Raw genomic sequence first — 11,826 nt, 5'->3', positions numbered from 1 at the left:
TCTTCACCGCCTCACGCGTCACCGTACGGCTGACCGCGAACCGCGCGGTCAGTTCGTCCTCCGTCGGAAAGCGGCCATTTTCGAACGCGCCCGTCACAATCTCTCGGCCAAGCGCTTCCAGCATCCCGAAGGTGAGGTTGCGACTGCCGATGCGATCGATCTTGGCCGGTTGTTCCACGCTCTTCCCCATGGGCCGGTTACCACCAGGTGGCATAAAGCGCGATCAGGATCAGGACGACGGCCACGGCGCCGACATTGAAGCTGGCGCGCGTGCCGTACGCGACATCGCGTGTCTCGATCGTGTCCGTGTCGTGCCGCGCCGGTGTGATCAGGGATACTAGTATAGCGAGCGCCGCCGCGATCAGGAACACCACGCCCATCCTGTTCATGAAGGGCAGCGACGCCCAGGTGACTTTCAGCAGCCAGGACAGGACGACCGATGCCACCGCCGCCGTGATCGCGCCCGCCTCGTTGGCGCGCTTCCAGAACAGGCCCAACAGGAAGATGACCGTGATGCCGGGCGTGAAGAAGCCGGTAAATTCCTGGATGAACTGGAAGGCCTGATCCGACGACCCAAGCAGCGGCCGCGCCATGATCACCGCGATCACGATGGCGATGCAGGCGGTGACACGCCCGACCAGGACCAGGCGCCGCTCGCGCAGCCGCTTGTCCTGTTCGCTCAATCCCTCCGCGGACTGGCCCTTCAATTTTGCATAGATGTCGAGCGTGAAGATGGTCGCGATCGAATTGATCTTGGAGGCGGTGGAGGCAATGATCGCCGCGATTAGCGCCGCAAACACCAGGCCGAGCAGGCCCGGCGGCAGCAGCCGCATCATCGTTGGATAGGCTTCGTCGGGTTTGGCAAGGTCGGGCGCCAGCAGCACCGCAGCGATACCGGGAACAACGATGATCAGCGGCATCAGCAGCTTCAGGAAGGCGGCGAACAGCACGCCTTTCTGCGCTTCCGCAATGTCCTTCGCCGCCAGTGCGCGCTGTATGATATATTGATTGAAGCCCCAGTAACTGAGGTTTGCGATCCACATTCCGCCGATCAGCACCGACAGGCCGGGCAGATCCATATAATGCGGATCGCCTTTCTTGAGGATCATGTGAAAATGATCGGGGATGGCCGCCGTCACCTTGTGCCAACCCGCGAGCAGGCCGGCGCCCTCCCCCAGCTTCCCTAATGTCAACACGACGATGATCAGCCCGCCGAGCACCAGCAGCGTGACCTGAACGATATCCGTGAGCGCGACCGCCTTGAGCCCGCCGCGTATCTGATAGAGCAAGGCAAAGGCGCCGAGCGCGATCAGCGCGATATTCTGATCGACCCCGGCGACCTTGTTGACCGCGATCGAGCCCAACCACACGATCGAGGTCAGGTTGACGAAAACATACAGGCCCAGCCAGAAGACTGCCATCAGCGTGCGGATATTCCGGCCGTACCGCCGCTCCAGAAATTGCGGCATCGTGTAGATTTCGTTGCGCAGGAAGATCGGCAGGAAGAATTTGCCGACCAGCAGCAACGTCGCCGCCGCCATCCATTCATAGGATGCGATGGCCAGGCCAATCGCATAGCCCGACCCCGCCATGCCCACGATCTGCTCGGCGGAGATGTTGGCCGCGATCAGCGAGGCGCCGATTGCCCACCAGGGCAGATCCTTGGAGGCGAGAAAATAGTCGGTGGTGTTCTTAGGCCCCGCCCCGGCCTTGTCGCGCGACACCCATTGTGCGAGGCCGAAAATGGCGATCGCATAAATCACGACCACCGCAATATCGACCGGGCTCATCGTCACGCACATCTCCCCAGCCGTCGGCGCTCCGGCGCCGATCAGCAGCGGGTGATTTATATGATTAATTTGCCATGTCGAGAGGCCGAATTGGGCCTCTCGTTATTTAGCCGGCCAGGATCGCTCGGGGAATTGCGTGAACAGATGCGCCTTCCGCCGCAACGCTAGGCTGAACGGTGCCGCACCGGCGTCTTTTCCATCACCGCAACCACGAGCGCGAAAATCATTCGCAACATTGCCCAGCTCCCCTGCAGCGCCGGATGACCCTAAACTTTCGGCGTTGCGCTTTCGTGACGTCGTCGCCCGCCCCATCCCGCACGGCGTTCGTCTCACTCAGGCGAGGTTCACCAGCATTCCGGGCGTCAGGACCTGCGGCAATTCGCGCGGTTCGCCGCCGCCAGCCGGGTAATAGAGGTAGAAGGGTACGCCGGAGCGACCGTGTGCCGACAGGAAGCGGCTGATCGCGGGGTCGCCGCGGGTCCAATCGCCCACCATCGTCACCACATGCTTGCCGGCAAAGGCCTTGGCGACCTCGGATCGCTCGATTGCCGCCTTCTCATTCACCTTGCAGGTCAGGCACCAGTCGGCCGTGAAATAGAGGAAGATCGGGCGGCCGTCCTTGCGCAGCGCCGCCAGCCGCGCCTCGTCGAAGCGCTCGTGCCCGGGCGTCGTCGCCGCAGCGGTCGTATCCGGTGTTCCGCCCAAGGGAAGGATCGCGACGCAGCCGATCGCGGCCAGCAATGCTACCAGTGTCGGCCACCATGCGCCCGATTTCAGTGCCCGCTGCCGCCGGCCAGACCACCACAGGCCAAAGGCCAGCAGCAGCCCTGCCCCGAGCCCGATCGTCATGCCGTCGACTCCGGCTTGCTGACCCAGGATCCAGGCTAGCCCCAGCGCCGTCACGAACATCGGGACCGCCAATATGTGGCGCAGAACGGTCATCCACGCACCTGGCTTGGGCAGCCGGCGGCGCAGCGCGGGAACGAAGCCCAAGAGCAGGAAGGGGAGCGCCATGCCCACCCCCAGCCCGACGAAAACCGCCATCGCCGCCGCCGTCGGCAGCAGGATCGCGACGCCCAGCGCCGCCGCCATGAACGGCCCGGTACAGGGCGTCGCCACGAATGCGGCCAACGCGCCCGTCCAGAAGGCGCCGACGATGCCGCCACCTTGGGTTAGCCGGTCGCCCCCGGCCAGGACGGGCAATTCGAACAGCCCCGCCAGGTTGAGGCCGATCGCCAGCATCAGCAGCAGCAGCACCGCGATCACGCGCGCATCCTGCAGTTGGAACGCCCAGCCCGCCGCGACCCCGCTCGCCCGCAAAATCAGCAAGGCCGCACCCAGCCCCGCGCAGACCAGCACGACGCCGGCGGTATAGGCCAGGGCCTCACGGCGCGCCTCCTGTTCCGTGCCCCCCGATCGCGCCAGGCTGAGCGCCTTGAGGCTGATGATCGGGAAGACGCAGGGCATGACGTTGAGCAGCAGGCCGCCCAGGATGGCGCCACCCAGCGCCGCCATCAGCGTGGCCCAAAAGCCGCCCGTCTGCGCCGCCGGTTTGCCCGCCGCTACCGCGCCCGGCGTGGCGGTCAGTTCCAGCCCAAGCGTCGGTCCGATCCTCAGGACGCCTTCGATCTTCTGTGGCCCGCCCGCCTTGGCGGCGGTCTCGATGACCAGACGGTCGCCGTCGCGGCTCACGGTCTGGGGCGCGGCATAGTCGATCGCGCCGTCGGTCAAAGGAAAGAAATAGGGCTGTTCGATGTCGACGCCGGCCGGCAGGGGTACGCCCAGTCGGAACCGCCCGCCCGCCACTTGGAAATGGGCCGGTGCGCCCAGCGGCTTCGGCAGTTCGGCGCGCCAGCGGTCGAAGCGGCCCCGATCCTCAGATGTTATGGCGCCGTTGCCCACCGTAAGTTCGGTAGCGAGCGTCGCCGTTTCCGGTACGCAGGTCTGCGGATTGCATGCGAGCCAGTTGAGCGTCACCGAGATCGGCAGCTTCGTGCCCTGCGGCAGCCCGGCCGGAACATCCAACGCGACCAGTTCGGCGTAATCGCGCTCATAGACATAGTTCATCAGCCCCGCGATCAGCAGTGGCTGTGGCACCGGATATTGCAGCGGCCCGAAGCGCAGTCCGGCAGGAGCCTTCCACGCGACCCGCGTCTCCAGCCCCGCATCGCCCGGATTCTTCCAATAGCCATGCCACTGCGGCTCCGGCGTCATGGCGAAAGCCAATGTGACGCGCGATCCTGCCGCCGGGCTCGTCGTTTCCGCGACCAGGCTGGGCGTGATGTGGGTCGGGGCGGCGGCGGCGGCGGGGGCAGCGATCGCCGCCAGCAGGGCCAGCCAGAGCAAGCGGAGCATCAGCCGACCGCGCGCAGGCGGCGCTCGGCATGGCGCTGCGCCAGCCATAATTTGACGGTCAGCTCGCCGCCGGCAAGTTCCACCGTGCGGGTCGGCTCCAGTCCGGCCGCGGCGAACCAGGTCGCCATTTGCGCATCGTCGAAGCCCAGCCGGGCATGGCCCTCGCGTTCGCGTAGATCGTCGCGATCGTGGGCGGCAAAGTCCACGATCAGCAGACGGCCATTGGGCGCGATCAGCCGCGCCGCCTCCGCGATCGCGGCCGCGGGCGCCTGCGCATAATGCAGCACCTGATGCAGCACGACCGTTTCGGCGCTGCCGTCTTCCAGCGGTAACGCATACATGTCGCCCTGGCGCAGGTCGACGCGTTCCATCCCGGCCCGGGCCATGCGCGCACGGGCGAAACGTAGCATTTCGGGCGATCGATCGATGCCGATCGCGCTGCTCGTGGTTTCCCCCAGCAACTCGATCATGCGACCGGTGCCGGTACCGATATCCACCATCCGGCCGATCGGCATGTCGGACAGCAGCGCAGTGATCGCGGCCTCCACCTGCCGTTCCGCCACGTGCAGCGATCGGATCGCGTCCCATTCGGCGGCATGGGCGTCGAAATAGGCCTGGGCGGCGGCGGCACGATCCGCCTGAACCGCCTCCAGCCGTGCCGCGTCGGCGACTTCCCAGCGATCGGCGGCCGCATCACGCCAATTGTCGATCATGGCCAACAGCGTGGCGCTGGCGGATTCGCCCAGGCCGAGGAAGACCCAGCTTCCCTCGCGGCGCCGGTCGCACAGCTTCGCATCGGCCAGAATGCGGACGTGGCGAGACACACGCGGCTGGCTCTGGCCAAGCACCTGTGCAAGCTCGCCAACGGATAATTCCATCCGGCGGAGCAGGGCGACGATGCGCAGCCGGGTCGGATCGGCAAGGGCGCGAAAGATAGCAAGGGGCGACGTCATGATCGCCGCAGCCTTCCCGTGCACGTGCGCGCCGTCAAGCGCGAAGCGTGATCCGCCTTGTGGAGTGTCTCTCGCTATGGCAGGCGCAACTCTATGATTCCGCGCCGCAACGCAGCACGGCTGCTCGCTCCAGCCACCGCCATGCTCCTGCTGAGCGCATGTGCGACCGTCCCCGGCCAAAATAGGCTGGCCGAGCGCGACCCGCTCGAGAAATTCAACCGTGGCGTCTGGGGCGTCAACATGGCCGCCGACAAGGTGGTCATCAAACCCGTCAGCTCGGTATATCGCGCCGTCGCGCCGCGCCCCGTGCGGCAAGGCGTCACCAACGCCTTCTCGAATCTCAGCGAGCCCTGGTCTTTCATCAACAACATGCTGCAGGGCAAGCCGAAGCGCGCCGTGCGCAACCTGGGTCGCTTCGTCGTCAACACTACGCTGGGTCTCGGTGGCCTGATCGATACGGCAAGCCGCATGAAAATCCGCCCCGCACCGGAGGATTTCGGGCAGACGTTGGCGCGCTGGGGCGTCAATGGCGGCCCTTATCTGGTGTTGCCGGTGCTTGGACCTTCGACGTTGCGGGATGGCGTGGGCACGGGCGTCGCCTCAGTGGCGGATCCCGTTCGCGTCGCCGTCAATCAGGCGGACGTGAATGTCTGGTACAAGCGCGGCTTCACCGCAGCGCAGGTAATCAGCGCGCGATCGGATTTGACCGAAAGCGGTGGTGACGCTTTCCTCCAGAGCAGCCTCGATCCCTATGCAGCGGCGCGGTCCGCTTATCTGCAGCGTCGCGCTGCTGCGGTTGTGGATGCGGGCGAAGAAGGCGATGGCGACGTTCCGGGTGCAACGCAGCCGGCCGGCGAAACCGTGCCGACTCCGGCGGGCGATGCCGCGACGTCACCGGGTGCACCGCTGCCGCAAAGCGGCGCGCCGCTTCCAGGCGATGAGCCGGGTGCTTCCACAGCGGCACCCTCCGGCGCCCTGCCGCAAAGCGCGGCGCCCATGCCGGGTGACGACGCCGCACCGTCTGGTCCCCTGCCACAGAGCGCAGCTCCGATGCCGGGCGACGCGCCAGCAGCGCCCGGCGACAAGCCCCAGCCGTGATCCGTCGGCTTGCCTTGGGGCTGCTGCTCGCCCTGGCGGGCTGCAACCGCAGTGGCGTGGCCGACGTGACGCTGGACGCCGATGCGGCCCAGCGCAATGCGACCGCATCCAAGACGCGGGACGATCTGGCGGCGGCGACGTCAGCCAGCCGCGGTCCGGCGCCGGTCGTGCGCGATGCGGAGCCTGCGAACAGCAGCGATGATGGTGCGGATGCGTCGCGGGATGATGGGAAAGAAGCGTCTAACGAGCAGGCGGCCGACAATCATGCGAGCGCACCCGGCAGCGATGCCGGCGAGTCCAACAGCACCAATCCCTAGCGCTGGGCCTTAGTCGCGCAGCTTGGCTTCCGCCTCGGCCATATAATCGCGTGTGATCGGCAGCGCATGGCGATCGCGAATATATTGCACCTGGTAATTGACCATCGAGCTGTTCATGAACCCGGTCATCGCCCCGGCGAGATAGAATTCCCACATGCGGAAGAAGCGCGCATCGTACATCGCCTCGATCTCCGCCTTGTGCGCCTGGGTCCGCCGGAGCCAATGTTCCAGCGTATAGCCGTAATGCAGCCGTAGCGTTTCGACGTCGCTGGTAAACATGCGCGCCGATTCGGCGGCTTCCGACATCTCTGAAAGCGTCGGAATATAACCGCCCGGGAAGATATATTTGGTCGTCCAACGATCGGTCGTGCGACGCGGGCCGACGCGGCCGATCGTGTGCAGCAGCATCACACCGTCTTCGACCAGCAGCGACCGGCACTTGGCGATGAAGGTCCGGAAATGCGCCGGGCCGACATGCTCGTACATGCCGACCGAAACGATCCGGTCGAACTTGCCGGTCACCTTGCGATAATCGATCAGCTGGAATTTCACCTTGTCGGCAACGCCCGCTTTCTCGGCGCGCTCGCGCGCGATCTTCAACTGCTCTTCCGACAGGGTAACGCCTAGCACCTCCGCACCGGTCTTCTCATGCAGATACAGCGCCATGCCGCCCCAGCCGCAACCGATGTCCAACACCTTCAGCCCCGGTCGGTTCAGATAGAGCTTGGCGGCGATATGCGCCTTCTTGTCGCGCTGCGCCTGTTCCAGGCTGTTGTTGCGATCGGTGAAATAGGCGCAGCTATATTGGCGGTCGCTATCCAGAAACAGGTCGTACAGCTTGGCCGACAGATCGTAATGATGCGCGACGTTACGCTTGGATCGGCGTTCCTGATTATAGGTGCGCATCCAACCGAGCGGATCGCCGAGCAGCTTGGATCGCGATTCCAGGTTGCGCTCGTCAGTCCGCTTCTCGAATCGATTATTCCACGTGACGAGATCGACGAGGGCATAGATGTCGCCCTTCTCCATTACCAGCCGGCCGTCCATATAGGCCTCGCCCGCGCCGAGCGATGGCGACAGGACGATCTTGCGCGATGTGGACGGTGTGGTGAAGCGGACGGCTACCGGTTCACGGCCGGGATGAGGCGAGCCGTAATGATAGACCTTGCCATCGGAGTCGGTGACGGTCAGCTCACCCTGGGTGATGAGCTTTTTGAAAGCGCGATCGAACAGGAGCATGGCGCTTTCTAGCGCCTAGTTACGCGCTCGCCAGCGCTTTTTCGTTACCCCTGTGTCAGCCCTTCGGCGGCTTCCCTGTCCCGCTGCGCGCGGCTCTTCTTTTCGGCGGCCGTTTTCAGCTGACCGCAGGCGGCATCGATGTCGCGGCCGCGCGGCGTACGGACCGGCGCGGATATACCGCCTTCGAAGACGATATTCGAAAAGCGGCGGATACGATCAGGATCGGAACATTCATACGCCGCGCCGGGCCAGGGATTGAACGGGATTAGATTGACCTTGGCGGGAAGCTTATATTTGCGCAGCAGCCGCACGAGTTCGTGCGCATCTTCGTCGCTGTCATTGCGACCCTTCAGCATCACATATTCAAATGTGATACGCCGCGCATTGTTGGCGCCCGGATAGTCGGCGCAGGCGGCCAGCAGCTCTTCAATCCCATATTTCCGGTTCAGCGGCACCAGCTCGTCACGAACCTCTTTCGTGACGCCATGCAGCGAAACGGCCAGGTTCACGCCGATCTCCTCGCCGGCACGCGCCATCATTGGAACGACGCCAGATGTCGACAGGGTGATGCGACGCTTGCTCAGCGCCAGTCCATCGCCGTCCATCACCAGCTTGAGCGCGTCGCGCACGGACTCGAAATTATAGAGCGGCTCGCCCATGCCCATCATGACGATATTCGTGAGCAGGCGGCCATCGGGCTGGCTCGGCCATTCGCCCAGTGCGTCGCGCGCGAGCATGACCTGGCCGACGATCTCGCCGGCAGTCAGGTTACGCACCAGCCGCATCGTGCCGGTATGACAGAAGCTGCAGGTCAGCGTGCAGCCGACCTGGCTGGATACGCACAGCGTGCCGCGATCGGCGTCGGGAATGAACACCATCTCATAATCATGGCCATCGGGCGAACGCAGCAACCATTTGCGCGTCCCGTCATTGGAAACTTGCGCTTCCACTACATCCGGCCGCCCGATCACGAACCGCTCCGCCAGCCACGGATGCATCGCCTTGGCGATATCCGTCATCACGGTGAAATCGGTCGCGCCGCGATTATAGATCCAGTGCCACAATTGCTTGGCGCGCAGCTTGGCCTGCTTGGGATCCAGCCCTTCTTCCGCCAGCATCTCGCGCAGCGTCTCACGCGAACGACCAAGCAGATCACGGCGCCCATCGGCGCGTAGAACCGGCTCACGCGGAACGGGGACCGGATCGATATGGCCGGGGATAGGCATGACAGCGTTCATGAGAGCGCCCTACCTAGTCGAAACGCGGTCTTTTTTCCAGCCCACCCTTCCCGGCGTCGCCTGCAACCCGGCCGATCAATGCCTAAGAGAGGCGATCGCCGCGGCATCGATCGCGCTTGGCGCGCCCGCCACCCTATAATGGTGCCGAAAACGCCCGCTGGAGGATGTCCCGAAAACGGTCATCGTTTCGCCGGTGCGGATGGCGGCGACGATCCGGCGACTGGTCCGGCTATCCGCGCTTGCCGTCTGTCCAGAGGGCGTGAGCGGGAACAGAGCTTCGCCAATCTGCAGGGTGGCCGTCCGGATCTCCCGCCCAACGAACGTCTCGATGCGAGAGTCGCGACCGGTGATCGATATCGTCAGAAACGGGCGCCCGTGACGCTCGGCAGGGCTGCTGATGGCAAAGCATTCTCGCGGTTTGTCACAAAATGCCGCCCATGTGGCATATCCGCCGATCGTCTCTCGCGCGGCGAGCCGTGGCAAAACAGCGACAAACAGAGCGATTGCGAAGACAGAGTGATGGAACCGCATCAGCTTTCATCGTCCGCCACATTCCTGCCCGCAACCTAAACGTGACATGAGCGGGCTATTCACAAAACTGTCATACGCGAGCGACTTTACGCCTTCGCGACCGCAGCAAAAAGCATGCGGCTTATGAAATCGCAGTGGAGTATCTTATGTCTAAGTTCCTTATCGCAGCCGCGCTCGCTTCGGCGGTTGCAGCTCCGGCTCTGGCGCAGGATGGTGGCGCACCGTTCAGCGGCGCGCATGTCGAGGCGCTCGGCGGCTGGGATCGCGTTCAGGCCAATGGCCATGACGATGGCTTCGTCTATGGCGTCGGCGCCGGCTATGACCTTCGTCGCGGCAACACCGTGTTCGGCATCGAAGGTGAAGCCACCGATTCCACCCAGAAGGAGGAATTCGGCGGCGTGACCCAGAAGGCGTCGCGCGACCTGTATGTCGGCGGCCGTATCGGTACCGTCGTGGGCGGCAACAACCTGCTCTACGTCAAGGCAGGCTACACCAATGCCCGCTTCAAGGCGGAAGGCACGCAGACCGGCGTGACCCTGGCCGACGGCAACCTCGATGGCGTCCGCGTCGGCGCAGGCATCGAGCATGCGCTGAGCCCCAACGCGTTCGTCAAGGCCGAGTATCGCTACTCGAACTACGAACAGGGCGTTTCGCGCAACCAGGTGCTGGCAGGCGTCGGCCTCCGCTTCTAATTCGAAGCACCGTGCCTGGTCCAAGACGACAAGGCGCCATTTCGAAGGGGTCGGTGCACCGCATCGGCCCCTTTTTCGTGGTCGCCCCTCTGGCCAGTGCCGAACGCCGCGCTATAGTGGCCGACCAAACTCGACCGGGGACCGGGGGATAGAATGAAGGCGACGATTGAACGAGCGATCCTGCTCAAGGCCCTGAGCCATATCCAGTCGGTCGTTGAACGCCGAAATACCATTCCGATCCTTTCCAATGTGCTGATCGAGGCGTCCGAGGGCGGGCTGCGCCTGATGGCGACCGACCTGGATCTGCAGGTGGTGGAGACGATCGAGGCGCAGGTGGATACGCCGGGGGCGACCACCGTCGCCGCGCACACTTTGTTCGACATTGCGCGCAAGATGGCGGAAGGCAGCCAGGTTCAGCTGACGGCGGCCGAGGGCAAGATGCAGGTCGTCGCCGGCCGCGCCCGCTTCAATCTGCAGACGCTGCCGCGCGAAGATTTCCCGGTGATCGCGGAAGGCGAATTGCCGACGCGCTTCGATCTGCCGGCCGAGACGCTGAAGCAGATCATCGACAAGACCCGTTTCGCCATCTCGACCGAAGAGACGCGTTATTATCTGAACGGCATCTTCCTGCACGTTTCGGACGACGCGACGCCGGTGCTGAAGGCCGCCGCGACCGACGGCCACCGTCTGGCCCGCGTCACCGTCGCGCGGCCCGAGGGCGCCGAAGGCATGCCCGACGTGATCATCCCGCGTAAGTGCGTGGGCGAGCTGCGCAAGCTGCTCGACGAGGTCGACGGTTCGGTCGAAGTGTCCTTGTCGCCGACCAAGATCCGCTTCGGCCTTGGCACCGCGATCCTGACGTCGAAGCTGATCGACGGCACCTTCCCCGATTATTCGCGCGTCATCCCGACCTCGAACGACAAATTGCTCAAGATCGATCCGCGCAGCTTCGAGGAAGGCGTCGATCGCGTCGCCACCATCGCCAGCGAAAAGACGCGTGCGGTGAAGATGAGCCTCGATCGCGACAAGATCACTTTGTCCGTCACCAGCCCGGAAAACGGCACGGCGGCGGAAGAGGTGCCTGGCGATTATGTCGCGACGTCATTCGATATCGGCTTCAACGCGCGCTATCTGCTCGACATCCTGAATCAGATCGACGGCGATATGGTGGAGGTCCATCTGGCCGACGCCGCCGCACCGACGCTGATCCGCGAAAATGACAAGGCGCCCGCGCTCTACGTGCTGATGCCGATGCGGGTGTGACCTGTCGGCTCGAAATGCTAGTTCGAGCCGTTCATGGTCGCCCTCTCCCGTCTCTCGCTCACCAACTTTCGTAACCATGCCGAGGCGCTGATCGCGCCCGGCGTGGGGTTTGTCATTCTGACCGGCGAGAACGGCGCCGGCAAAACCAACATATTGGAAGCAGTGTCGCTGCTGACGCCGGGGCGGGGCCTGCGGGGCGCCACCCTGTCGGATATGGCGCGGGCCGATGGACCGGGCGGCTTCGCCGTCAATGCACGGCTGGGCGATGCGGTGGACATCGGCACGGGCACGTTGGCCGCCGCCCCCGAACGCCGTCAGGTGCGGATCAATGGTGCGGACGCATCGGCGGC

At 64.5% G+C, this 11,826-nt stretch carries 10 protein-coding genes and 1 pseudogene; 5 read left to right on the top strand and 6 right to left on the bottom strand.

Annotated elements, in window-relative coordinates:
• The 4 genes and pseudogenes from ACOJSI_RS12855 to ACOJSI_RS12840 form a co-directional block, all read right to left on the bottom strand.
• Nucleotides 1–190, bottom strand: a pseudogene (locus ACOJSI_RS12855) (FadR family transcriptional regulator); the annotation flags it as partial.
• 7 nt (nt 191–197) lie between these two features.
• Entirely contained in the window at nt 198–1,790 is a 1,593-nt protein-coding gene (locus tag ACOJSI_RS12850; protein WP_420138693.1) for a sodium/sugar symporter, read from the bottom strand.
• 333 nt (nt 1,791–2,123) lie between these two features.
• Entirely contained in the window at nt 2,124–4,145 is a 2,022-nt protein-coding gene (locus tag ACOJSI_RS12845; protein WP_420138692.1) for a protein-disulfide reductase DsbD family protein, read from the bottom strand.
• The gene (locus tag ACOJSI_RS12840; protein WP_420138691.1) at nt 4,145–5,098 is read right to left on the bottom strand and encodes an ArsR/SmtB family transcription factor; all 954 of its coding nucleotides are present in this window, start codon (nt 5,096–5,098) and stop codon (nt 4,145–4,147) included. Before ACOJSI_RS12840 ends, ACOJSI_RS12845 begins: the two co-directional genes overlap by 1 nt.
• Nucleotides 5,099–5,191: 93 nt before the next feature.
• On the opposite strand from ACOJSI_RS12840, the gene ACOJSI_RS12835 reads away from it, so the two are divergent.
• Nucleotides 5,192–6,196 carry an MlaA family lipoprotein gene (locus tag ACOJSI_RS12835; protein WP_420138690.1) on the top strand — a complete coding sequence of 335 codons (1,005 nt, stop codon included), beginning with the start codon at nt 5,192–5,194 and terminating at the stop codon, nt 6,194–6,196.
• A complete protein-coding gene (locus tag ACOJSI_RS12830) occupies nt 6,193–6,513 on the top strand; it encodes a hypothetical protein (RefSeq protein ID WP_420138689.1) in 321 nt (106 codons plus the stop codon). Before ACOJSI_RS12835 ends, ACOJSI_RS12830 begins: the two co-directional genes overlap by 4 nt.
• A 9-nt stretch (nt 6,514–6,522) precedes the next feature.
• Here ACOJSI_RS12830 and ACOJSI_RS12825 read toward each other — a convergent pair whose 3' ends face one another.
• Both ACOJSI_RS12825 and rlmN read right to left on the bottom strand, forming a co-directional pair.
• Complete coding sequence (locus ACOJSI_RS12825; RefSeq protein WP_420138688.1) at nt 6,523–7,752, bottom strand: class I SAM-dependent methyltransferase; 1,230 nt, start codon at nt 7,750–7,752, stop codon at nt 6,523–6,525.
• A 44-nt stretch (nt 7,753–7,796) separates the two neighbouring features.
• The gene (rlmN, locus tag ACOJSI_RS12820) at nt 7,797–8,990 is read right to left on the bottom strand and encodes a 23S rRNA (adenine(2503)-C(2))-methyltransferase RlmN (RefSeq protein ID WP_420138687.1); all 1,194 of its coding nucleotides are present in this window, start codon (nt 8,988–8,990) and stop codon (nt 7,797–7,799) included.
• Nucleotides 8,991–9,667: 677 nt separating this feature from the next.
• On the opposite strand from rlmN, the gene ACOJSI_RS12815 reads away from it, so the two are divergent.
• The 3 genes from ACOJSI_RS12815 to ACOJSI_RS12805 form a co-directional block, all read left to right on the top strand.
• Nucleotides 9,668–10,213, top strand: a complete 546-nt coding sequence (locus tag ACOJSI_RS12815) for an outer membrane protein (RefSeq protein WP_420138686.1) — start codon at nt 9,668–9,670, stop codon at nt 10,211–10,213.
• A 153-nt stretch (nt 10,214–10,366) separates the two neighbouring features.
• On the top strand, nt 10,367–11,476 hold the full coding sequence (gene dnaN / locus ACOJSI_RS12810; RefSeq protein ID WP_420138685.1) for a DNA polymerase III subunit beta: 1,110 nt from the start codon (nt 10,367–10,369) through the stop codon (nt 11,474–11,476).
• 33 nt (nt 11,477–11,509) lie between these two features.
• Nucleotides 11,510–11,826: AAA family ATPase (locus tag ACOJSI_RS12805; RefSeq protein ID WP_420138684.1), on the top strand; the 317-nt coding region annotated here is incomplete at its 3' end.

Origin of the sequence: Sphingomonas sp. (assembly GCF_048595155.1) — a bacterium.
Lineage (GTDB): Bacteria > Pseudomonadota > Alphaproteobacteria > Sphingomonadales > Sphingomonadaceae > Sphingomonas_I.
The sequence above is the reverse complement of the archived record's forward strand: the minus strand, read 5'-3'. Positions and strand labels throughout refer to the sequence as shown.